The organism is Nicoletella semolina, assembly GCF_004345745.1.
In the GTDB taxonomy this organism is placed as follows: domain Bacteria; phylum Pseudomonadota; class Gammaproteobacteria; order Enterobacterales; family Pasteurellaceae; genus Nicoletella; species Nicoletella semolina.
Window position 1 is genome coordinate 1 of record NZ_SLXJ01000011.1, and the last position, 23,533, is coordinate 23,533.

A 23,533-nucleotide genomic window follows, 5' to 3' on the forward strand; every position below is an offset into this window, starting at 1 on the left:
ATTTCATCTGCCCTATCCAGTAACACAATCGCTTCATGAGCCTCTGCAATATCCTCTCGCATTGTCGAGGTTGTGTATTCTACTTCTGACTGTAAGTCCGCTAAATCATAGCTTACTGCCGCAATTTGGTTACTGTTCCCTTCAATACCGATTACCGCATCTTCTAGGTCAGATTTCAACCAATTAATCTCCTCCCTATGTCCCTTCACCACATCGTCCAAACGGTCAATGTCTAGCTTTAACTGTTTATGTGAACCAACCGTCAGTTCTTGTAGCTTCTGATTGATAATAGACTGGTTAGCGAGAGAAGCAATAAGAGCACCATCTTTGGGTTTCACATCTGTAACTTTAGCCAATATTGCCATGGTATTCAGCGATAATAAGGAGTTTTTTCTTTCTTCTAATATTTTTTTCTCTCTATTAGATAGCTCTTCGATACTAAATATACCACTTCCTTTCACTTCTTTAGCTATTACTTCTCCTCTTTGTATTTTAGAAAAAATATCTTCATACTTGGAAACAAAAGCACTATACATATAATTAGATTGGGTTAAAACCATAGGTTTTGTAGTAGAAATACCTTTATAGATACCATTTGCATAAACCCCATCGTGAGCTAACCCCGCAAAACCATTCAAAATACGGAGAGAAAACTCTGTTTTGACATTATCTTCAAGTTGCCTTTTCATTGCTTCACTGTAATTTTTGGAACTATTCCTAGACAACTTTGAAATACTATCATCGGGGATCTTAACTTCATTAATATCAGCCACCCCCACACCACTCACACCCAACACAGCCAAAGCCACAACAGACTTCTTTAAGCTAAACACAGATTTTTGCATAACATTATTCTCCAAGTTAAGTAATATTACGCTGTCTAATACAGACAGCGACTTAACCACGGATTATCCCCCCCCCCCCGCATATTTTGTCAAGCGGCTATGCTCAAAATAGGTAAAAATTTTATTTTTTGTTTTAGCTAAAGAGGAAAAGCAGTGCGAATACCACAGTATGGGGAATATATGAAATTCAATAAAAAAAACAAGCGGTTGGATTTTATCGTTTTTTGCAAACAAACCCATTGCAAATTTTTGCCATATTCCAACCGCTACCAAACGCCCTTTAAACCAGTCCTCCTTTAAAGCAATCTCCCTTTAATCCCCCCCTTTTTTTTAAAACAATCGCCCTTGTTCGCCGCTAAGGTTGTCTGTCGTGGTTTTGACTTGAAATCCTCTGGCATTAAGATGGCTTTTGAGGGTGTTGATGTTATAAAACGAGTGGGCGTGGGTGGTGTTTTGAAAGTATAGATAGAGCGTGTCAAACTCCCTTCGACGGTGATAAAGCGTGTCGGCAAGCTGGCATAGTTCATCATCTGTGTAGCGGTAGTCGTGGCGTTCGGCAGCAGAGGTGGCGTGATGCCAATTGAGATTGCGTCCGTGCAACCGCAGGTAAGAGGTTCGCCCAAAACAGCGAAAGTCAAAGGTGGGCAGTCCGATGTTGGGGGCAAAATCGGCGTTGCACCAAATGAGCTTGGGCGATTTGGCAAATGCCTCAAACACAGGTGGGGTGTGCCAGCTCGCGTGACGAAACTCCACCGCCAAATCAACATCAGCAAACCACTGGCATACTTTAGCAAGATGGCGGCGGTTTGGTGGCGTCCGATCAAAGGATTGTGGAAATTGCACCAGCAAATTGGCAAGGCGGTTTTGCTCAATGAGCGGCTGTAATGCGTGCAAAAAATGGCGTGCTTGCTCGGCGGTGGCGGTGCGAGTGTGGCTAAAATCTTGGTGTAATTTTAGGGAAAATTTGAGCCTACCTTCAGCTTTATTAAGCATACCCGATAGGGCTTTTTGACCAAGTGGGGCGTGAAATGTGCTGTTAATTTCCACTGTGTCATAGTGGCAGCTGTAGACTTGCAAAAAATCTGCTTTTGGTGTGCCGTGTGGATACAGTGTGCCAAGCAAATCGCTGTCGCTGTATCCGCCTGTGCCGATGTAGATTTTAGAGCCTGTGTTCAAACCAATGCCTCTTTGTTGTTCTATTTTAAGCCGCTGAATTTATCAAAATAGAGGGGGTTATATACCCAACACGCTATTTATGTCATTGCGACATAATACTGAAAATTTTACAGATGAGAAAATCATCTTATCTGTAAAATTTTGTTACAATTCGACCGCTTGCTGACTGTTTGACTATGCTAGCATTTTTTATTCATTAAAATCCATCTCATACCTTAGGGAGACTGTATGTACAATATTGTATTTCTAGACCGTTCTGGAATCCCAGAAAACCACCCAATACCTCGTCCAAATTTTCCACATAGCTGGGTGGAATATCATTCAACTTCCGCACAACAAACCTACGAGCGAGCAAAAGACGCTGATATTATTGTAACCAGCAAAGTATTGCTTGGACGAGAATTATTGGAAAAACTACCAAAGTTAAAGCTAATTGCCATTACCGCAACAGGCACCAATAATGTTGATTTAGTGGCAGCGAAAGAATTGGGCATTTGCGTGAAAAATGTAACTGGCTATTCCAGCCTAACCGTGCCAGAACACGTTATGGGTATGATCTTTTCTCTCAAACATAGTTTAATGAGCTATCATTTTGAGCAAATCACCGGCGACCGCTGGGCAACTTGTGGGCAATTCTGTTACTTTGATTATCCGATCACAGACATTCGAGGTGCGACATTAGGTATTGTCGGTAAAGGCTCTTTAGGTTCGGAAGTGGCTCGACTTGCACAGGCGGTTGGAATGCAGGTTATTTTTGCAGAACACAAAGGGGCAACAGTCATTCGTGAAGGTTATTTACCATTTGAAGAGGTATTAAAGCAAGCAGACATTCTCACATTACATTGCCCACTCACAGAAGCTACACAAAATCTAATTAATGCAGACAGTCTAAAATTAATGAAACCCACAGCTTATTTGATCAATACAGGGCGAGGTCCATTAGTTGATGAAAACGCATTATTAGACGCATTAAAGAATGGCATAATTGCAGGTGCAGCGTTAGATGTGCTAGTAAAAGAGCCACCCGAAAAGAATAATCCATTAATTCAAGCTGCAAAACAGCTACCTAATTTGCTACTCACCCCTCACATCGCTTGGGCCAGTGATTCTGCTGTTACCACTTTAGTCAATAAAGTTGCACAAAATATTGAAGATTTTGTTAGGGGGTGTGAATAAAATCCTTTAGAAAAAATTATAGCTTTAAAAGTTTGCTAATAATGTATTTTAAATTATTAGCAAACTTTGATATCCGTGATCTTTACCCTTTAACTTCCGTATTATCACTAAGAAGGTTTGCATAGTGAGTTGTGGAGGGATTAGATTCTAAAGCGATTTTTATGACCATAGTCAATGGTACGGATAACAACATTCCTACCGTACCCAGTAACCACCCCCAGAATATAAGAGATAAGAAAACGACAAGCGTGGAAAGTCCTAATGTTCTTCCCATCATTTTAGGTTCAATGATATTTCCCACGATCATATTGATGCCGATAATGCCTGTCGCAGCGATAATACCTATAGAGAAACCGTTGAGTAGTAATGCCTGTACCACAATGGGTACACCTGCAATGATTGATCCTATATTTGGTATATAATTAAATAAGAAGCTTAATGTTGCCCATAATATTGCGTATTGTACTCCGATAAGTTCTAGCAATACCCAAACCAAAATCCCCGTCATTAAACTTACTACTGTTTTAACACCTAAATATTGAATAACACCTTCTAACACACGATCAATGCTATTTTCATTATGTACCACAGCTTCCAGATCTTCATACTCTTTCAATTCTCGCTTCCCACTTAGTACTAAAGAGAGTTTATATTTAGCAGTAGGCGCTTCAAATAACATAAATACGACAATTAAAACTAATACAAAAATATTCGTAATCGCACCAGAAAAACCTAGAAATATACTACTGATGTAGCTCATAATAGTATTTGGATCAAATTGTTCTAAAATAGCATCTCTAGAAATAGAGATCGGTATATTAAGCCTTTTTAATGTATCAATAATGTTATTAATACGCTCAGATAGCAAAACTCGATACTCTGGTATTGAGAGTCTAAATTCATTGATTGCGTTATTAATTATCCCTGCAAGAGAAAGAAATATCATTCCAAAAAGAACAAAAAGTATAGTAATAGCTAGCCAAAGAGGAATTTTCCGAGCTGTCATCACCTTTATTAGTGGAGAGCAAATAATTGCAATAAAAAGTGAAAGTAAAAATGGAATGATAATTTCTGCTGCCATTTTTACGCCAGCCAATACAATCACTAATGCGGCAAAGGTTATAATAATTTTAGAAATAGAAGATGAACTTCTCATATAATTTCCTTATTTATAGTAAATACTTTCTATTTTAATTTTATCTTAGTGCCAACAATAATCTTATTATTCTTAATATTATTTAACTTAATTAATTTATCTGGTGTTGTTTTATACATTTTTGCAATCGAATAGAGCGTCTCTTTTTCTTTTACTAAATGGTAAGTTGCATCTAAATTCACTGAAGAATTTTGTGTATTCTTCATTTGGCTTACTTTATTATTCTTTGAGCCTTTATCTTGACGATGAGCTACATCATTTTTGTTTTTTTCGGCTTTTTTCCCTTTCGCTACAACTTTAGGCGTCGTGGCGATAGGATATTTTCTTTTATACGCAATAAGTCCTTGATAAATCGCTCTTGCAATTTGACGCCGATAGGCAAGGCTTGCTAGTTTTTTTTCTTCAGATACATTCGATAAAAATCCTGTCTCTACTAAAATAGATGGAATATCAGGAGAACGTAATACGCTTAAGCTGGCGTGTTGTGGAACTCGTTTTGCTAATACGGTTATCTTTCCAAGCTCACTTAGCATCGTTCGACCTAATTCGTATCCTGTTCGTTGAGAATGTGAAAACTGTAAATCCAGCACGGTTTGGTTTAGGTAACGCTCATTTGCACTTGCTAATACAGCTCCAACGCCAAGTAGCTCAGATTGCTTCTCATGACGCTCTAGCCATTTTCCTAATTCATCATTTGCTCTGCGATTTGAAAGTACCCATACAGATACACCTCTTAGGTTATCTGAACTGGGCGAAGAGTCTGCGTGAATCGAAACTAAATAATTTGCTCGGTTTTTTCGAGCGATCTCTGTGCGATGTGCCAATGGAATAAAATAATCGCCTTGACGTGTCAATACGCCCTTAAAATTTGGATCTTTATCCAGTAAGGCTTTCAGCTCCTTAGCAATGGATAGCGTAACATCTTTCTCTCTCACACCCAAATGCTTACCAATTGCCCCAGGATCTTTACCACCGTGTCCTGCATCAATCGCAATCACAATCTTGGCATAACTAGGCAAAAAAATTAAGGTAAAAATAAAACCCATTAAGCATTGATATAATTTATTTTTCATCTCTTTACTCTTCATTCTCAAGCAGTCAGTTCTGTTAAAATTTTTGCAACAACCTTTTTCCATCTTTAGAATTGGCTTCTAATGCTAAATCACGCCCTGTTTGAGCATAATCAATCTGAATAATAATATCAGCTTCAGGAATAACACCTTCACCACGGCTTGCCCATTCCAACAAACACAATGTTTGAGGACGAAAATAATCACGAATACCGATAAATTCAAGTTCTTCAGGATCAGCCAGCCGATATAAATCAAAGTGATACAACGTAAAAGGAGGTAACAAATATTCTTCAACTAACGTGTAGGTTGGACTTTTTACATTCCCTTGATGTCCAAACGTTTGTACAACTTGGCGTGTAAATGTGGTTTTGCCTGCCCCTAATTCTCCATTTAAATAAACAACTAGACCAATATCAGGCATTTCCGCTAAGCAGGCTTGACAGGCTTGAGCAAAATGCTGCCCAAGCTGTAACAACTTCGTTTCATTTTCAGCAAAAACTTTTATCATAATGTGCTATCTAGCTGAATAAAATGTGTTCGATAAAATTTTAACTCTTCGATAGATTCCTTAATGTCATCAAGAGCTAAATGGCTATTTTTCTTGATAAACTTTTCCAACAATTCAGGCTTCCAACGGCTCACAAGCTCTTTTAATGTACTCACATCTAAATGACGATAGTGGAAATAATCAGCTAAATCAGGCATATATTCATATAAAAAACGCTTATCTTGTGCAATACTGTTACCACAAATCGGAGAGGCTCCTTTTGGTACCCAACGTTTAAGAAAATCCAGCGTTTGCAATTCTGCGGCACGCTCGGTTAATTTACTCTGTTTCACTCGTTCGATTAAGCCATTTTTAGTATGGGTTTTCACACACCAATCATTCATTTTTGCTAATAATTGATCAGATTGATAAATAGCCAAAACAGGCCCTTCTGCGAGAATATTGAGATGTTTATCCGTAACAATCGTTGCAATTTCAATAATTCGTTCTTTTTTCGGATCTAATCCCGTCATTTCAAGATCAATCCAAATTAAATTCTGTTTATCCAACTGGCTCATTATTCTCTCTAATTTGAAAAATTATGCTCTATACCTAACCTAACTATAAGAGTATAGAGCAATTTGATAACATAAATTAAGCTGGGTGTCTTTCAGCTACTTGCTTTAAAAGCGTTTGTAACTCACCTTTCTGTGCCATTTCTAATACAATATCACAACCACCAATTAACTCACCTTCTACCCATAATTGTGGGAAAGTTGGCCAATTCGCAAATTTCGGCATTTCTGCACGAATATCAGGATTGGTCAAAATATCTACATAACCAAATGGTACTTGACAGTTAATCACCGCTTCAACCGCACGAGCAGAAAATCCACAAGATGGGAATTTTGGCGAGCCTTTCATATAGAGCAGAATCGGATTCTCACTGATTTGTTTTTGGATTTTTTCAATAGTTTCCATAAAATTACCTCGTTTATTTAATTATCCTGTGTTGCAAAATTTTAACGGAATTTAACCGCTTGTTGCTATTTCGCAATTCTTTTATATTTAATACGGTGCGGCTGAATGGCTGCCTCACCCAAAGTTTTCTTTTTCCACTCTTCGTAATCAGAGAAGTTTCCCTCATAGAAGGTTACTTTACCCTCATCGCCGTAATCTAAAATATGGGTCGCAATACGATCTAAAAACCAGCGGTCGTGCGAAATAACTAAAGCACACCCTGGGAATTCCAGCACAGCATTTTCTAATGCACGCAATGTTTCAACATCAAGGTCGTTCGTAGGTTCATCTAATAACAATACGTTTCCACCAACTTGGAGTAATTTAGCAAGATGTAAGCGACCACGCTCACCACCAGACAGCTCCCCAACTCGTTTTTGCTGATCAACACCTTTGAAATTAAAACGTCCCACATAAGCACGACTTGGGATCTCAAAGTTACCAATTCGCATAATATCTAGCCCACCAGAGACCTCTTCCCAAACCGTCTTGCTATTATCCATTTCATCACGGAACTGATCGACAGACGCAAGTACCACCGTTTCCCCCAAAGTAATGCTGCCTGAATCAGGCTGTTCTTGTCCTGAGAGCATACGGAATAAGGTAGACTTACCAGCCCCATTCGCACCAATAATCCCAACAATTGCCCCTTTAGGAATACTAAAAGATAAATCATCAATTAGGGTTCGATCACCATAAGACTTAGTCAGATTTTGCACGTCTAATACCTTATCCCCCAAACGTGGACCTGGTGGAATAAATAATTCATTGGTTTCATTACGTTTTTGGTATTCACCCGAATTCAATTCCTCAAAGCGAGCCATACGAGCTTTACTTTTTGCTTGGCGACCTTTTGGATTTTGACGTACCCACTCTAACTCTTTTTCAATGGATTTTTGGCGAGCAGATTCAGCAGCTTGTTCTTGAGCAAGACGCTTTTCTTTTTGTTCTAACCAAGAAGAATAATTCCCTTCCCAAGGAATACCCTCGCCACGGTCAAGCTCTAAAATCCAGCCAGCGACATTATCAAGGAAATAACGGTCGTGGGTAATTGCAACAACCGTTCCTTCATAATCGTGTAAGAAACGCTCTAGCCATGCCACCGATTCTGCATCTAAATGGTTTGTAGGCTCATCTAACAATAACATATCAGGCTTTTCGAGCAGCAAGCGACAAAGAGCAACACGGCGGCGTTCTCCCCCAGATAAATGGGCAATTTTTGCTTCCCAATCGGGTAACCGTAACGCATCAGCAGCACGCTCTAGCTGGTTATCCAAATTATGCCCATCGTGTGCTTGAATAATCGCTTCAAGATTAGCTTGCTCTGCCGCAAGTTTATCAAAATCTGCATCAGGATCAGCATAGAGTGCATACACTTCATCTAAACGATTCAGAGCTTTCTTCACCTCTCCCACCGCCTCTTCAACTGCTTCACGCACAGTCTGTTCTGGATCAAGTTTTGGTTCTTGCGGCAAATAACCGATCTTAATTCCTGGTTGAGGGCGTGCTTCCCCCTCAAATTCTTTATCAACACCTGCCATAATTCTGAGCAAGGTAGATTTACCCGCACCATTTAAGCCAAGCACCCCAATTTTCGCACCTGGGAAAAAACTTAATGAAATATCTTTCAAGATATGACGCTTTGGTGGCACAATCTTGCCAACTCGGTGCATCGTATAAACAAATTGTTGAGACATTTTATCCTCGTTCTACTCATAAAATTTGGTTCATTGTACTTGAAATTCACGCTGAAATATAGCTCAACGAGCGGTCAAATACTTGCAAATTTTTGCAAGATTATCTTTATTTTCTGCAGTTTACTGGCTGATACCGTCTATTGTTTGATGTGGTTCAGATTTTCGGTATTCACTTGGCGTTACACCATACTGTCTTTTAAAGGCCTTACCAAAATGAGTTTCTGACAAAAAACCGCAAGAAAGACTAATAGTCAGCACGGAGTGAGAAGTTTGCTTAAGTAACATTGCCGCTTTTTGCAACCGAATTTTATGCACAAATGCGTGTGGGCTGCGACCTATTTGCTGTTTAAATAGCCTCATAAACTGTGCTCTAGACAAATGGCTCTGCTGACACATTACCTCAATTGACCACACTTTTTCAGGTTCAAGTAAAATTTGTTCAATTAACGTCCGCAGCCTCACATCATACCAGCCCTTAAAAAGGCTAGAATCAGCCAAATTCGTTTTATCACTTAGAAATTCCCGCAAAATGAGTACCAACAACATTTGGGAAAGCGAATTAATTACCCCTGCTGAACCTAATGCAAAGTGTTTCGTTTCATTTTCCAATAAATAGATAAGAGGCTCTAACTGTGCGGCATCAGGACGAACGTGAATAATACTCGGGAGATTAGCAATTAATTCAGCTGAAGAATCGTAAAAAAAATTAGCACAAAAAAGATGAATTTGGTTAGGATTTTGTGCCGAAAGGCTAAGCAAAGAAGGAGGTCCTTGTACTTTAAAAACAAATTCACCATATTCTTCACTCTGCACAACATCGTGCTGGTTATCACACAGGCGACAACTACTCAAAATGTGTTCATCAGCATACGGAAAAAAAAGAATATCTCCCCGTGTAATTTGCAACACCATTTCTTTTACCTTCACATAACCAGAACCTGCAACAACAAGATGTGCAATACCTCTTGATTCCTTCTTCGAGTGATGTACAAACCAATCATTTTTAAACTGGCATTTCACATTAATTGCTCCTCGAATTTGTGCAAGTGCAATGAGCTTATCTAAAATATCCATATTTTTTGACGACCTCTTGAGATGATTTGACGATATTTACCACTAAATTATTGCGATAATACACAAGAATATTCAAAAAACCACAAGGAGATTAAAAAATGTTTCAAGATTGGAATGCCCACACGGCACACGTTAAAAAATCTTTCGGCGAATTAGGTAAAAAACACCCTAAAATGTTAGAAGCTTATCAATCATTAGGGCAAGCTGCAGCGGCTGAAGCACTTGATTTAAAAACTCGTGAACTCATCGCCCTAGCTGTTGCAATTACCACTCGCTGTGAAAGTTGCCTAAGCGTACACGCAGAGGCTGCAGCAAAAGCAGGAGCAACGGAAAGCGAAATTGCGGGTGCATTAGCAACTGCTATCTCTCTCAATGCAGGTGCTGCTTATACTTATGCATTGCGTGCATTAGAAGCCGTCGATGCTCAAAAATAAGAGTAAAAAAGATTTAAACAACACATTTGTTCTGAAGGAGAAGCCAGTTGTCCTAAGAATACAAATCGTCTTAGGAAGGTTAGTTTCCCCAAGGGGAGTTAAAAGTACCTTAAGAAAATAATCTAGTTTGATTTAAATCAAAATAACTAATAAAAAACAATCAGATTAAAGCAAAACCTGCTAAAATTTGGTTGTTTTTTTACTATTAATTCTCATTAAGGAGCATTTATGCAAAATCTTATCAGATTTATCGCAGGTATTGTTGCCCCAATGCAACGACAATTTATCAACTTTGTACGTATTGCCATCTGTATTGTAATGGTTTGGATTGGTGGACTTAAAGTGTGTCAATATGAAGCTGATGGGATCGCACACTTCGTTTCAAACAACCCATTCTTAAGTTTTCTATACAAAAAAGGACCTAACTTAGTTCAAAATGAAAAAGGCGAAATGGTAAAAGAGTACACTCTCTACAAAAATCCTGAGGGTAAAATGGTACAGAAAAACATTGACTGGCATAAAGAAAACGGTACGTACACTGCTTCTTACATCATCGGTGCAATGATTGTAACCATCGGATTACTGACTGTCGCTGGAATTTGGGCACCAACACTCGGTATGGCTGGCGGGCTATTAACATTTGGAATGTCGATTGTCACACTCTCATTTTTAATATTTACCCCTGAGACGTGGGTACCCAATTTAGGTGGCGACCTGCCAACACCAAGTCACGGTTTCCCTTACTTATCTGCTGCAGGGCGTTTAGTTATTAAAGACATCATTATGATGGCAGGAGGCTTAGTCGCTGCTGCGGAATGTGCAAGTCGAATTCTTGCAAGAAGATAATTTTAAAATATGTAAGAAAACAAAAACAATGATTAAACGGTCAAATATTGCAAAAATTTTGGCATGGTAGACAAAAAAGTTGGCAAAAAGTGGGTTAAATCCTTATAGTACAAGGCTTTAACCTACCTTTTTGAAATATGAATAAAAACTTGTCCTTTTTGCCAACCTTCGAAAACACAAAAGTATGGCTTTAAAAATAAGCATCAACGCTATAAATGTTTAGCGTGTAATAAAGTATTTACCCTCAAAACGAAATTAAATCCTGTCGATATTTGGTTGGATTATTCCGCTGGAAAACAAACATATCAGCAATTAGCAGATAAATACCATTGTTCAGTCAGAACTATTCAACGATATTTAGAAAAATCCCCTAAAGCCTTATTAAATCCCTCTCAAAATAAGTATTTAAACTTAATTATTGATACGACTTTCTTTCATCGTGATTTTGGTGTGATGGTATTTATTGATAGCCTTTCAACCAAGGTGGTTTATCACCAAATTGTGAAAACAGAAAAAGATATGTATTACAAGAAAGTGATAAATTATTTAAGGTAAAAAGGCTATATAATTCAATCAATTACCTGTGATGGTAGACGAGGGTTATTGAAAGATTTAATGAATACCTCAACGCAAATGTGCCAATTTAATTGGAAAATAAAACACTAAGTTTTTTTAAATTTACGTCCTTATAGTGGTCTAACAAGAGTGCATAAAATATTATTTATAAGGGATTTTTTAAATAAAAAAGTTGATAAAGATCACCCAAAATCATAATTACCAACTATTTTTCCTATATGCCGATTATAAAATAAAGTAAAACCACCGAACACTAACCACTTAAAATATTCAAACTACTTGTTACCTTAAATAATTCTTACTAGTTGAAAATCTACAGTCTTTAGATTTTCTTGTACAACGCTGAGAGAAACAGGAGAAATATCAACTCCAATCCATTTTCGACCCAATTTCTCAGCCATTTTTAAGGTAGATCCACTTCCTGCAAAACAATCCATCACGATAGAATTAACATTCGATGATTGAGATATAATCATTTCAAGCATTGATGCATTTTTTTCTGTCGGATACGTTGGATATATTGGATCTTTAAAATTCCAAATATCTTGAATTTTTTTCCTTTATGTTCATCTGCAAATTTTTTTATGCGTGGAACACCATTTTTTGACCATTCAATGAGACCTTTTTCATCTAGTTGATCAAGCTCCACTGGAGCAACTCGCCAATGCCTACCTGCTGGTGGACGCATTCCTTTCCATTCTTTTCCTGTATCCCCACATAATGTCTCACCAGGAGCGTGAACAGGTACAGTATTATATCTTCACCCATCTTTATCAATTTTTTTAAACATTTCGACTTTTTCACTTTCTGATAAGGGAGTTGTTATATTATTAAAAATATTCTTCCTATAGTTCTTTGCGTAAAAAAGCACCATATCTTTCTCATTTCCATAAGCTCTACGACTGAAATTTTTAGGGTTAGACTTGATTCGTGAAACATCATTAATGAAATTATCAATACCAAAAATTTCATCTAGAATTAATTTTAAATAATGCCCCATTTTATTATCTATATGAACATAAATAGAACCTTCTTCAGAAAGCAATTCTCTCATTAAAATTAGTCTTTCCCTGATGAACTCTAAGTATTCTGCTATTGTAAAATTATCATCGTATGCAATCATAGCATTTTCATCTTTTGTCCGACTTATAGTGCTTACTCTAGCATTATTTGAAACAGTGAAAACTTGATTTGTGTTATAAGGTGGATCAATATAAATTAAATCTACAGTCCCCTTTAAACCATCTCCTAAGAGGACCGATAAGGCTTTAAAGTTATCACCAAAAATAAAAAGGTTTCTACTTTTAGGAATTTTAATTGCTAAATTTTTATAGCAATTTACTGACAAATCTAAAATTTTGCTAGTACTTTTTTTATTTAAATAAATTAATTCCATAATTTACAACTGATATAAATAATCTCTTAAAAGAACTGAAGAAATAACAACCTCGCTATCATCAAATGAGCATAATGCTTTCATCATTTTATGATTACCATTAATATACAGAACCCCATCAAGAATTGATATCGCTTTCACTTTTTTATCAGTTTGACTTAATTGCGATTTCATTGTTGAAATTGCATCGTTAAATTGTGCATTTTGATGCCCACCAAAATCTGTGAGAAACTTAGTTTCAGCAATAATGTATGTATCATTAAATTTCGCAATGAAATCCAACCCTTTATCATGTCCATAGCCTAAAAATTCTTTGGCAAAATCGCTCATGGACTTATCACTAGCATTAAAAATAATATTGCCATTAAAATTTAGAAAATAATTTTTATCAGTAGTTATTTCAGCCCCCAATGCCCCAGTATCGATCTAACGCTTAAATAAAGGCCCAATTTGCCTATTTGTTTCTTTCGGTACAGTTGCTTTATCAATGATTTCATCAAACCCCATATCTACCAATATCCCAAAAATTCTATCGATAGTTTTAGGATTTCTATCTATTGCTGCTCTATCTCTCTTTAAATAAGCAATATAAGAATCTTTAATTGGAAACATTTCCTGTTCTAGTAAAGTTAAAATAAGATTTGTCTTATCTCCGCTTTGAAGATAGTTTTTAATATTTTCTTGAGTACTATGATTTATTTCTCGTCTCAAATTTACTGACATAGGATAAACCTTATAAAGCAAATCTAAATAATTTCTCTAACTTGCTAACTCAATACTTTTTATTGTCCAAATGTTCACTTTTAATCTCCATATAAAATCTTTTACTTTATTACTTTAATACAGCGTCAATCACGCCTCCGCCTAGGCACACTTCCTCCTGATAAAATACTGCCGACTGACCTGGTGTAACCGCAATTTGAGGTTCATCAAATAACACTCGAATTGTCTTATCATCGATCGGTTGAATCTCACAGGCAATATCTGTTTGTCGATAACGTGTTTTCACCGTACAGCGAGTGTTTTCAGTCATAGGTTGGCGATTAACCCAATCTAATTGAGTAGCAATCAATCCATTAGAAAGCAATGCAGAATTATCATAGCCTTGTGCAACGACCAAAATATTATTGGTTAAATCTTTTTCAACCACATAAAAAGGCTCTTCGCTTAATCCTCTCACGCCGCCAATCCCCAAGCCTTTACGCTGCCCTAGAGTATGATACATCAATCCTTGGTGGCGACCGACAAGCTGCCCATCAACGGTACGAATATCTCCAGGTTGTGCAGGAAGAAAACGAGCTAAGAAATCTTTAAACTTACGCTCACCAATAAAGCAAATGCCTGTGGAATCCTTTTTATTTGCAGTAATTAACCCTAGATCATCAGCTATTGCACGCACGATTGGCTTTTCAAGATCACCAACAGGAAACAAACTTTGTGCAATCTGTTGATGACTTAAAGTGTAAAGAAAATAACTCTGATCTTTATTTGTATCCAAGCCTCTTAGCAATTGTGTATTATTATTTGCTGTACTTCGGCGAACATAATGCCCTGTTGCAATATAATCTGCATCCAAATCTTCTCTCGCATACTCTAAAAAGGCTTTAAATTTAATTTCTTTATTACACAAAATATCTGGGTTTGGCGTACGTCCTGCCTTATATTCACTCAAAAAATGCTCAAACACATTATCCCAATATTCAGCTGAAAAATTAATTTTATGTAATCTCACTTTAAGTTTATCTGCCACAGCTTGTGCATCAGCGAGATCTGCCGCTGCTGTACAGTAATCTGTATCATCATCTTCTTCCCAATTCTTCATAAACAACCCCTCAACTTGGTAGCCTTGTTGTTGCAAAATAAAAGCAGAAACTGATGAATCAACCCCACCAGACATTCCGACAATAACTTTTTTGTTGCTATTTTCAGCCAATTGTTCAGTAGTGAGCCTAGGGAAATGTTGATCGTAAGTTTTTGAAGTAATTTGAGTTGTCATAAATTATCCCGTGACTTCGGTTAAAGCGAAGTACATTTATACATAAATAAAAATAAAACGGCGGAAAATCCGCCGTTAGTATTGATTATTGGTTATTTAACTTCATAAAATTGCGGAACCTTATAAAGGTGTGCTATCTCTTCAGTATTTGCCACTCCCTCTGCAATTTTTTCTTTCAAATTATCGCAAGGTTCTTCACAATCGCACATTTTTTTCATACCTAATGCACTTATACCACCACAGCTCCCTTTAATTGTTTTGCGATTGACAATAAAGCCTATCGACATCATAAAAATAACTAACACAAACAAGCCAAAAGTCAGTAATATAACTTCCACATTCTTCTCCTCAATAGGTTATTTCAATAATTTTTCTAATTCGCTAGACATTTTTGTTTCAAATCCCTCAGGGGTCTTGACAATCAAAAATACGGCTAGTTTCTCACGTTCTGCAATCTCCAAAGCTTTATCCGCTCCCAAAACAAACAGTCCAGTTGATAAACCATCTGCAGTCATTGCACTCGGTGCAAAAACCGTAATTGATGCTAAATTATGAGAGATTGGACGGTATTGCTTAGGATCAATAATGTGTGATAAACGATGACCTTGTTCATCTTCAAAGTAATTACGGTAGTCGCCAGAAGTTGCCATACCGAAGTCATCAAGAGGCACAACAATCTTTGCACTCACACCACGTTCTAATTCAGGGTTTTCAATTGCAATCTGCCACGGTCTACCGTGTAAATTCTTGCCTTCTGCACGAATCTCACCACCAATCTCAACCATATATCGAGAAATACCATAATGCTCTAACTGCTCGCTCAATTTATCAACGCCAAATCCTTTGGCAATTGAAGATAAATCTAAATACAGGTTCGCCACTTTTTTACTTAATTTATTTCCATTTAATTGAATCTTATCAATCCCAACAGTCTTAGCTCGTTCAGCAATTTGCTCTTCGGAAGGTACCTTATTCATACGTTTATCAGGCCCAAATCCCCACAAATTCACTAACTGACCAATTGTTACGTCAAGCGCCCCTTCCGTTACTTTATTTAAACGTATTGCTTCATTCAATACCTTTGCGAAATCCGCAGAAATATTGATGAATTTATCTGCCTCTTGCATTACATTGAAACGGCTAATTTGAGAGTCTTTTTGGTATGTGGACATCTCATCATTAACTTGTTTCAGAACTTTATCAAGTGCCTCTTTTACCTCTTCAGGCTTTGGTAAATCAGCACTGTTTCCATCATCAATATATTTAACATGGTAAGTTGTCCCCATTGTTTTACCAGACAAGGAAATTTGTTCTGGCTCTTTTTCGCAAGCAGCTAAAGCAAAGAGTGTAACGATGAGTAAACAGATTTTTTTCATTTTATGTATATCCGAACATGAAAAAGTGAATTGGGGAGGGATCTTAGCGGTTATAAAATAGCTTGGCAAGGAAAAAGAGTTGAATGTTGTGATTAGATCCTACTCTAACTCCAAACCAATAAAAGCAGTCAAATTTTACAAAAATTTCGTAGAATTTGACCGCTTATACAAATAATAGCTAAACTATTTAACCACCGAAATCATCTAACAAGATATTTTCGTCTTCAACGCCTAAATCTTTTAACATTTTAATGACAGAGGCATTCATAATTGGTGGTCCACACATATAGTATTCACAATCCTCTGGTGCTTCGTGATTTTTGAGATAATTCTCATAAAGCACATTATGGATAAACCCTGTGTAACCGTCCCAATTATCACCTGGCTGTGGATCAGAAAGTGCAACATGCCATACAAAGTTGTCATTTTCCGCTGCTAATCCGTCAAAATCTTCCACATAGAACATCTCACGTTTAGAACGAGCACCATACCAAAAACTCATTTTACGTTTAGATTTTAAGCGTTTAAGTTGATCAAAAATGTGTGAACGCATTGGTGCCATACCTGCCCCTCCACCAACAAACACCATTTCAGCATCAGTGTCTTTAGCAAAGAATTCTCCAAATGGTCCAGAAATCGTAACTTTATCACCAGCCTTAAGCGACCAAATATAAGATGACATCTGTCCTGGTGGAACGTCTGGATTATTTGGCGGTGGCGTTGCAATACGCACGTTTAGCATAATGATCCCTTTTTCTTCAGGGTATGACGCCATTGAATAAGCACGAATAATTGGCTCATCAACTTTAGAAACATAACGCCAAAGATTAAATTTATTCCAATCTTCGTGATATTCTTCATCAATTAATGGCTTGTAGTCCTCGTAGCGAACAGTGTGTGCAGGTGCCTCGATTTGAATATAGCCGCCAGCACGGAAAGGTACTTCTTCCCCTTCTGGAATTGCCAATTTAAGTTCTTTAATGAATGTCGCTTTGTTATCATTAGAAATAACGGTACATTGCCATTTTTTGACACCAAAAATTTCTTCTGGCAATTCTACGTCCATTGAACTTTTTACATTCACCTGACAAGCTAAACGATAACCCTCTTTCGCTTCACGTTTGGTAATATGAGAAAGCTCGGTTGGTAGAATTTCTCCACCACCACTTTTGACTTTCACAAGACATTGACCGCAAGAGCCACCGCCACCACAAGCAGAAGATACAAAAATACCTTTGCCTGCTAATGCACCAAGTAATTTACCACCTGCTGGTAAGGTAATTGCTTTTTCTGGATCATCATTAATAGAGATAGTGATATCACCAGAATCCACTAACTTTGATTTTGCCACAAGGATCAATACTGCAAGCACTAGTACAAGGGCAGTAAATACTACTATACCGAAAATAAAATTATCCATTCGATATTCTCCTTATAATTGAATGCCTGAGAAAGACATAAAGCCAAGTGCCATTAAACCTGCTGTGATGAAGGTAATCCCTAAACCACGCAATCCTGCAGGCACGTCAGAATATTTCATTTTCTCGGTTAAACCCGCCAGTGCCACGATCGCTAACATCCAACCGACACCTGCACCTAAACCATAAACTGCAGATTCAGCAAAGTTATAATCACGTTGCACCATAAATGATACCCCACCAAAAATTGCACAGTTTACAGTGATAAGTGGTAAGAAGATGCCTAAAGCACTATAAAGTGCAGGGAAAAACTTATCCAAAATCATCTCTAAAATTTGTACCAGTGCTGCAATCACACCAATGAACGTAATGAAATTAAGGAAGGTCAAATCCACACCTTCAATGATCGCACCTTCTTTAAGTATATTAGCGTACACCAACTGATTGGCTGGCACAGCAATACCAAGTACAACAACGACCGCAATACCCAAACCGAATGCTGTCGAAACTTTCTTAGACACAGCAAGGAATGTACACATTCCAAGAAAGAAGGAAAGTGCCATATTTTCGATAAAGACGGATTTTACGAATAGGCTAATGTAATGCTCCATTGACTATTTCTCCACCTGTTCTGGTTTCCATGTTCTGACACCCCAGATAATGAAACCAATAATAAAGAACGCACTCGGTGCAAGAAGGAATAAACCATTTGCTTGATACCAGCCGCCATCTTGAATCGTTTGGAGGATAGTAACACCAAAAAGTTTACCTGAACCGATCAATTCACGCAGGAATGCGACCACAACTAAGATTGCACCATAACCTAAACCGTTACCGATACCATCAACAAAACTTTCTACTGGTGTAGATTTCATTGCGAAAGCTTCTGCACGTCCCATCACGATACAGTTGGTGATAATCAGCCCCACAAAAACAGAAAGTTGTTTAGACAGACCATATGCATAAGCTCGTAAAATTTGATCAACCAAAATTACAAGCGAAGCAATGATTGCCATTTGCACAATAATACGAATACTATTTGGAATATAGTTACGAATACAAGAAATAAAAAAACTTGAGAATGCCGTAACAAAACTTACCGCAATCGCCATCACCACTGCAGTTTCCAATTTTGTGGTTACTGCAAGTGCTGAACAAATACCTAAAATTTGCAATGCGATTGGATTGTTATCTACCACTGGCGATAACAATAATTTTTTTAAATTGCTAGCCATTAGTTTACTCCTGCTGCTTTAAGTTTCGTTAAATATGGACCAAAGCCATTTTGCCCGAACCAATATTTGAACGAGCCATCAACACCATTTGAGGTCAATGTCGCACCAGATAATCCGTCAATACCGTGATCTTTATCTGCTGAAGCCCCTTTTGCGATGCGTATTGCCGACTCACCTTGTGCGTTCTGCAATTTCTTACCGACAAAGTTCTGTTGCCATCTTTTGTTCTCGATTTCACCGCCTAGCCCTGGAGTCTCACCCTGTTCATAGTAAGTAATGCCTCTAATTGTATTTGCATCAGTTTCTACTGAAACGAAACCATACATCACCGACCATAAGCCCGTACCGTAAAATGGTAAAACAACTTGATTCACTTGACCATTTACATCTTTTACTAAATAAACTTCCGCATATTTAGCACGAACTCTTAAATTGGCCTTATCATCAGCAGGATTGATCACAACACTTTGTGCAGGATCTTTAACGGCCACTTTTGCATCAAAATTTGTAATTCCATCAACGTATTCACCACTGGCTAAATCAACAATTTTTGCTTCAATGTTTTTTGTGAATAATTCCTGCACTTCACTGTTTTTCGTATCTGCCTTTAATAAGCCCGCTACGCTGAGAATGTTTTTCTGCTTATCTAGAGCTTTTTGTTCTTCTTGAGCGTCTTTTAACAAGACCGCAGAACCTGCCACAATGATCGCACAGACTAGGCTTAACAGAACCACAATTGTAAGCGTACCGCCCACACCATCTTTATTAAATTTAGACATTGCGAATTCTCCGACGTTTAATATTTGCTTGAACCACAAGGTAGTCAAATAATGGAGCAAACAAGTTAGCAAAGAGAATTGCTAACATCATACCCTCTGGGTAAGCTGGATTTACGGTACGAATAAGCACACACATCACACCAATTAAAATCCCGTACCACCATTTACCTTTATTGGTAAATGCTGCAGAAACAGGGTCAGTTGCCATAAAGAACATACCGATTGCGAAACCACCCAGCACTAAGTGCCAATGCCAAGGCATAGAGAACATCGCATTGGTTTCAGAGCCAATCAGGTTGAATAGAGTTGCGGTCGCTGCCATACCAATCATTACACCAGCAATAATTCGCCAAGAAGCAATACGAGCAAACACAATAATTGCCGCTCCGATTAATAACGCAAGTGTAGAAACCTCCCCCATAGAACCAGGGATATTCCCAATGAATGCATCTAGCCAAGTAATCGTGTCCCCTGTGGCAACGTGTTTTAATGCAGCCTCACCACCTACACTCCATTGAGAAAGTGCTGTTGCTCCAGAAAAACCGTCTGCCGCAGTCCATACTAAATCACCTGAGATTTGTGCTGGATAGGCAAAAAATAAAAATGCACGCCCTGCAAGTGCTGGGTTCATAAAGTTTTTACCCACACCGCCAAACACTTCTTTTGCAACTACCACTCCGAAAGTGATCCCAAGTGCCGCTTGCCATAATGGCAATGTCGGAGGTACGATCAAAGCAAATAAAATAGAGGTAACAAAGAAACCTTCATTAATCTCGTGTTTACGCACCATCGCAAAAACGACTTCCCAAAAGCCACCTACACCAAATGCCACTGCATAGATAGGTAAAAAGAATAGTGCACCAAGCAACATTTTACTGCCTATGCCTGCATCTGCACTTAAGTCCACGCCTAATGCCTGTGCAAGAGAATAGTGCCAATCATTAGCGACTAGCTCTGCTAGGTTTTGCATAAATCCAACCGCTTGAACAGCCTGATGACCTGCATTATACATACCGTAAAACATCGCAGGAAAAAGTGCAAGCCACACGATAATCATCATACGCTTAGAGTCAATCGCATCACGAACGTGCGTGCCTTTTTTCGTTACTGTACCATTGGTATAGAAAATGGTATAAGTTGCCTCAAAGAGCGTGTACCACTTCTCGAATTTCCCACCTTTATGGAAGGCAGGCTCCATTTTATGGAAAAGTTTTTTCAACGCCATTTTTAACCGTCCTTTTCAATCTTATCTAATGCTGCACGCAAGATTGAACTGTATTCATATTTACCTGGGCAAACAAATGAACAGAGTGCTAAATCTTCTTCATCTAGCTCTAAACAACCCAATGCCTGAGCTGAATCTGTATCTCCAGAAATCAAATCACGTAATAATAACGTTGGCAAAATATCCAATGGCATTACACGTTCATACGAACCGATTGGCACCATAGCACGCTCACCACCATTGACAGCCGTTGTAAAATTAAACAACTTGCTTTTTGCAAAATGCCCCAACACAGTACGAGTAATCGAAAACTTATTTGAACCTGGTGTAATCCAGCCGAATAACTCTTGTTCACGACCTTCTAAAACGACAGAAACTTGGTTGTGATAACGCCCTAAAAAACCTAATGCTCCAGCTGCTTTCACACCATTTAACACAGAACCTGAAATAACTCGATTTTCACCGCTTACAAGCTCATTTGCAGTCAGTTCAGAAAGATTTGCTCCCAATTGAGTCCGCACTAAACGAGGCTTAACCACTTGAGGACCTGCAAGTGATACCACACGATCTGCTAACAGCTCACCTGTTGTGAACAAATGCCCAATTGCAATTACATCTTGATAGCTAATGTGCCAAACAGATTTTGTTGCACTGACAGGATCAATGAAGTGAATGTGTGTACCCACTAAACCAGCTGGGTGAACTCCGTCAAATTCGTGTAAACTCACCCCATCTATATTTGGGACATCGCTCCCTGCTTTTTTGCATAAATTAATCGTTTTGCCTAAACGAGTTAGAACAGTTAAACCATTTTTAAATGCTTCTGACTTGTCATTAATAATCACTACTGGATCAGCCGCCAGCGGATTTGTATCCATGGCATTGACAAAAATTGAGGACGGTTCTGCATCTAACGCAGGAATTTTACTGAATGGACGAGTGCGAAACGCTGTCCACAGTCCTGATTCCACCAAGTTTTGCTTAACTTGCTCAGTCGTCAACGATTTCAGATCATCATAACGGGCAAACATTACCTGATCTGTACCTTGTACGCTAATCACGACCGACTGAAGAACACGCTTCTCACCACGATTAATGGCTTTCACCACACCGCTAGCGGGTGCTGTAAATAATACGCCAAGATTTTTTTTGTCTTCAAAAAGCACCTGACCTTTCTTTACTACATCACCCTCACGCACCTTCATTGAAGGTCGCATACCCACATACTCTTCGCCAAGCACAGCAACTTCAGTAACGGCATTACCGTTATGGATTACCTGCTCAGGTTTTCCCGAAATTGGAAGATCTAAGCCTTGTTTAATTGTAATCATAGTTTTTATTACTTTTCTTGGGTTAAAAAAACAGTCGTAAAATTACGACCACTCCATTGAGTTGCAGAATGTAAAGCAAATCACAATGACGCTTCTGTTTTCTGCATTAAGTTCTCAAATCTGATTTTCGTTCCACTGCGTTTTCCCACAGAGGAAATGCTCCATAATTTGCCTACACCTGATTTTCTTATTTCAAATTTTTGCATTTTTGATGAATTCACAAACCATTCACAAATGCTACTACAACAAATTATCAAAATGCATACGAAAATAAAACATGACATTGTACCCAAAAATACCCCCTAAATACCACCTAAAAGCAATATTTTTCTTTTAAAAATTTGAACTAAATCAAAAAGTAAAATGACACACAGCAAAAATCAACTAATAAAGAACAAAAATCTTACCGCCAAATAACAATTGATAAAGGAAACAGGAAGGCAAAAAAATATAAGAAATAAAATACCTTACAACTTAGGAAGTATTAGGAAGCATTTTCAAGCCTCATCTGTTGCTTTGTCGTTCCATATTGACTTTAGCACTAGCCAATCCAAGTCATCAAGAGTAGAATACTTGACAATTTCAATCAACATTAAGCTTTAGGAAAGATGAAAAATGATGGAAAAAGCAATCAACATTCAAATTTCAGATGCTGCACAAACGCATTTTCGCAAATTACTTGACCAGCAAGCAGAAGGAACAAATATCCGTATTTTTGTCGTCAACCCAGGGACGCCCAGTGCAGAATGCGGCGTATCTTACTGCCCTTCAAATGCAGTAGAACAAACCGATACTGAAATAGACTTTGCGAGTTTTTCTGCATTCGTTGATGAAATTAGCTTACCATTTTTAGATGAAGCAGAAATTGATTATGTTACTGATCCAATGGGATCGCAATTAACACTAAAAGCACCTAACGCCAAAATGCGTAAAGTCGCTGACGATGCCCCTTTTATTGAACGTCTAGATTACGTTATTCAAACACAAATCAATCCTCAGCTTGCCAGCCACGGCGGAAGAGTTACACTGATTGAAATTACCGAAGATAAATTTGCTATTCTACAATTTGGTGGTGGCTGCAATGGCTGTTCAATGGTTGATGTTACATTAAAAGAGGGGATTGAAAAGCAGCTTCTTGCCCTCTTCCCTAATGAGCTAGCTGGCGTTCGTGATGCAACCGAACATCAACACGGTGAACATTCTTATTACTAATATCA

At 38.0% G+C, this 23,533-nt stretch carries 26 protein-coding genes and 2 pseudogenes; 6 read left to right on the plus strand and 22 right to left on the minus strand.

The genetic code is table 11. The features are described 5' to 3' along the window. Both EV693_RS07220 and EV693_RS07225 read right to left on the minus strand, forming a co-directional pair. On the minus strand, nucleotides 1-845 hold an 845-nt coding region (locus EV693_RS07220; protein ID WP_132501697.1), incomplete at its 3' end, for a hypothetical protein. Nucleotides 846-1,175: 330 nt separating this feature from the next. Beyond that, nucleotides 1,176-2,021 (minus strand): DUF72 domain-containing protein, encoded by an 846-nt coding sequence (locus tag EV693_RS07225; protein WP_132501698.1) that lies wholly within the window; start codon nucleotides 2,019-2,021, stop codon nucleotides 1,176-1,178. A 228-nt stretch (nucleotides 2,022-2,249) separates the two neighbouring features. Here EV693_RS07225 and EV693_RS07230 point away from each other — a divergent pair, with 228 nt between their 5' ends. Next, nucleotides 2,250-3,197 carry a 2-hydroxyacid dehydrogenase gene (locus EV693_RS07230; RefSeq protein WP_132501699.1) on the plus strand — a complete coding sequence of 316 codons (948 nt, stop codon included), beginning with the start codon at nucleotides 2,250-2,252 and terminating at the stop codon, nucleotides 3,195-3,197. A gap of 82 nt (nucleotides 3,198-3,279) precedes the next feature. Here EV693_RS07230 and EV693_RS07235 read toward each other — a convergent pair whose 3' ends face one another. From EV693_RS07235 to EV693_RS07265, 7 genes are all read right to left on the minus strand, one after another. Then, nucleotides 3,280-4,353, minus strand: a complete 1,074-nt coding sequence (locus EV693_RS07235; protein ID WP_132501700.1) for an AI-2E family transporter — start codon at nucleotides 4,351-4,353, stop codon at nucleotides 3,280-3,282. A 29-nt stretch (nucleotides 4,354-4,382) separates the two neighbouring features. Beyond that, on the minus strand, nucleotides 4,383-5,426 hold the full coding sequence (locus tag EV693_RS07240) for an N-acetylmuramoyl-L-alanine amidase (protein WP_132501701.1): 1,044 nt from the start codon (nucleotides 5,424-5,426) through the stop codon (nucleotides 4,383-4,385). Between the two features lie 34 nt (nucleotides 5,427-5,460). After that, a complete protein-coding gene (gene tsaE / locus EV693_RS07245; protein WP_132501702.1) occupies nucleotides 5,461-5,934 on the minus strand; it encodes a tRNA (adenosine(37)-N6)-threonylcarbamoyltransferase complex ATPase subunit type 1 TsaE in 474 nt (157 codons plus the stop codon). Then, nucleotides 5,931-6,491: an oligoribonuclease gene (orn, locus tag EV693_RS07250; RefSeq protein WP_132501703.1), complete on the minus strand. Its 561-nt coding sequence runs from the start codon at nucleotides 6,489-6,491 to the stop codon at nucleotides 5,931-5,933. Before orn ends, tsaE begins: the two co-directional genes overlap by 4 nt. Nucleotides 6,492-6,567: 76 nt before the next feature. Next, nucleotides 6,568-6,894, minus strand: a complete 327-nt coding sequence (grxD, locus tag EV693_RS07255; RefSeq protein ID WP_132501704.1) for a Grx4 family monothiol glutaredoxin — start codon at nucleotides 6,892-6,894, stop codon at nucleotides 6,568-6,570. Between the two features lie 65 nt (nucleotides 6,895-6,959). After that, a complete protein-coding gene (gene ettA, locus EV693_RS07260; protein WP_132501705.1) occupies nucleotides 6,960-8,630 on the minus strand; it encodes an energy-dependent translational throttle protein EttA in 1,671 nt (556 codons plus the stop codon). A gap of 120 nt (nucleotides 8,631-8,750) precedes the next feature. After that, complete coding sequence (locus tag EV693_RS07265; RefSeq protein WP_132501706.1) at nucleotides 8,751-9,704, minus strand: AraC family transcriptional regulator; 954 nt, start codon at nucleotides 9,702-9,704, stop codon at nucleotides 8,751-8,753. Between the two features lie 98 nt (nucleotides 9,705-9,802). On the opposite strand from EV693_RS07265, the gene EV693_RS07270 reads away from it, so the two are divergent. From EV693_RS07270 to EV693_RS09655, 4 genes and pseudogenes are all read left to right on the plus strand, one after another. Next, the gene (locus EV693_RS07270) at nucleotides 9,803-10,138 is read left to right on the plus strand and encodes a carboxymuconolactone decarboxylase family protein (RefSeq protein WP_132501707.1); all 336 of its coding nucleotides are present in this window, start codon (nucleotides 9,803-9,805) and stop codon (nucleotides 10,136-10,138) included. Between the two features lie 228 nt (nucleotides 10,139-10,366). Then, a complete protein-coding gene (locus EV693_RS07275; RefSeq protein ID WP_132501708.1) occupies nucleotides 10,367-10,984 on the plus strand; it encodes a DUF417 family protein in 618 nt (205 codons plus the stop codon). 141 nt (nucleotides 10,985-11,125) lie between these two features. Continuing rightward, nucleotides 11,126-11,218, plus strand: a pseudogene (locus EV693_RS09780) (transposase-like zinc-binding domain-containing protein); the annotation flags it as partial. Between the two features lie 42 nt (nucleotides 11,219-11,260). Beyond that, nucleotides 11,261-11,539 (plus strand): hypothetical protein, encoded by a 279-nt coding sequence (locus EV693_RS09655; protein ID WP_243694589.1) that lies wholly within the window; start codon nucleotides 11,261-11,263, stop codon nucleotides 11,537-11,539. Between the two features lie 308 nt (nucleotides 11,540-11,847). On the opposite strand, the gene EV693_RS09785 is transcribed toward EV693_RS09655, so the two are convergent. The 13 genes and pseudogenes from EV693_RS09785 to EV693_RS07335 all read right to left on the minus strand — a co-directional run bounded on the left by EV693_RS09785 (nucleotide 11,848) and on the right by EV693_RS07335 (nucleotide 22,316). Continuing rightward, nucleotides 11,848-12,111, minus strand: coding sequence for a DNA methyltransferase (locus EV693_RS09785; protein WP_207906495.1), 264 nt, complete (start codon nucleotides 12,109-12,111; stop codon nucleotides 11,848-11,850). After that, nucleotides 12,033-12,248 (minus strand): hypothetical protein, encoded by a 216-nt coding sequence (locus tag EV693_RS09535; protein WP_207906491.1) that lies wholly within the window; start codon nucleotides 12,246-12,248, stop codon nucleotides 12,033-12,035. Before EV693_RS09535 ends, EV693_RS09785 begins: the two co-directional genes overlap by 79 nt. A gap of 72 nt (nucleotides 12,249-12,320) precedes the next feature. Next, entirely contained in the window at nucleotides 12,321-12,956 is a 636-nt protein-coding gene (locus tag EV693_RS09540; protein WP_207906492.1) for a DNA methyltransferase, read from the minus strand. Between the two features lie 3 nt (nucleotides 12,957-12,959). Beyond that, a pseudogene (locus EV693_RS09660) lies at nucleotides 12,960-13,703 on the minus strand (hypothetical protein); the annotation flags it as partial. Nucleotides 13,704-13,788: 85 nt separating this feature from the next. After that, entirely contained in the window at nucleotides 13,789-14,952 is a 1,164-nt protein-coding gene (mnmA, locus tag EV693_RS07295; RefSeq protein ID WP_132501709.1) for a tRNA 2-thiouridine(34) synthase MnmA, read from the minus strand. Between the two features lie 92 nt (nucleotides 14,953-15,044). Further along, entirely contained in the window at nucleotides 15,045-15,290 is a 246-nt protein-coding gene (gene nqrM, locus EV693_RS07300) for a (Na+)-NQR maturation NqrM (protein ID WP_132501710.1), read from the minus strand. A gap of 18 nt (nucleotides 15,291-15,308) precedes the next feature. Next, nucleotides 15,309-16,328: an FAD:protein FMN transferase gene (locus EV693_RS07305; RefSeq protein WP_132501711.1), complete on the minus strand. Its 1,020-nt coding sequence runs from the start codon at nucleotides 16,326-16,328 to the stop codon at nucleotides 15,309-15,311. 187 nt (nucleotides 16,329-16,515) lie between these two features. Then, nucleotides 16,516-17,748 (minus strand): NADH:ubiquinone reductase (Na(+)-transporting) subunit F, encoded by a 1,233-nt coding sequence (nqrF, locus tag EV693_RS07310; protein ID WP_132501712.1) that lies wholly within the window; start codon nucleotides 17,746-17,748, stop codon nucleotides 16,516-16,518. 12 nt (nucleotides 17,749-17,760) lie between these two features. Then, nucleotides 17,761-18,357 (minus strand): NADH:ubiquinone reductase (Na(+)-transporting) subunit E, encoded by a 597-nt coding sequence (gene nqrE, locus EV693_RS07315; RefSeq protein WP_132501713.1) that lies wholly within the window; start codon nucleotides 18,355-18,357, stop codon nucleotides 17,761-17,763. Between the two features lie 3 nt (nucleotides 18,358-18,360). After that, nucleotides 18,361-18,981: an NADH:ubiquinone reductase (Na(+)-transporting) subunit D gene (locus EV693_RS07320; RefSeq protein ID WP_132501714.1), complete on the minus strand. Its 621-nt coding sequence runs from the start codon at nucleotides 18,979-18,981 to the stop codon at nucleotides 18,361-18,363. After that, a complete protein-coding gene (locus EV693_RS07325) occupies nucleotides 18,981-19,760 on the minus strand; it encodes a Na(+)-translocating NADH-quinone reductase subunit C (protein ID WP_132501715.1) in 780 nt (259 codons plus the stop codon). Before EV693_RS07325 ends, EV693_RS07320 begins: the two co-directional genes overlap by 1 nt. Beyond that, on the minus strand, nucleotides 19,753-20,985 hold the full coding sequence (locus EV693_RS07330; RefSeq protein WP_132501716.1) for an NADH:ubiquinone reductase (Na(+)-transporting) subunit B: 1,233 nt from the start codon (nucleotides 20,983-20,985) through the stop codon (nucleotides 19,753-19,755). The genes EV693_RS07325 and EV693_RS07330 overlap by 8 nt, the downstream gene beginning before the upstream one ends. Before the next feature lie 2 nt (nucleotides 20,986-20,987). After that, nucleotides 20,988-22,316, minus strand: a complete 1,329-nt coding sequence (locus EV693_RS07335; protein WP_132501717.1) for a Na(+)-translocating NADH-quinone reductase subunit A — start codon at nucleotides 22,314-22,316, stop codon at nucleotides 20,988-20,990. Nucleotides 22,317-22,931: 615 nt separating this feature from the next. Between EV693_RS07335 and nfuA the strand changes: the two genes are divergently transcribed. Beyond that, the gene (gene nfuA / locus EV693_RS07340; protein ID WP_132501718.1) at nucleotides 22,932-23,528 is read left to right on the plus strand and encodes a Fe-S biogenesis protein NfuA; all 597 of its coding nucleotides are present in this window, start codon (nucleotides 22,932-22,934) and stop codon (nucleotides 23,526-23,528) included. The last annotated feature ends 5 nt before the right edge of the window (nucleotides 23,529-23,533 follow it).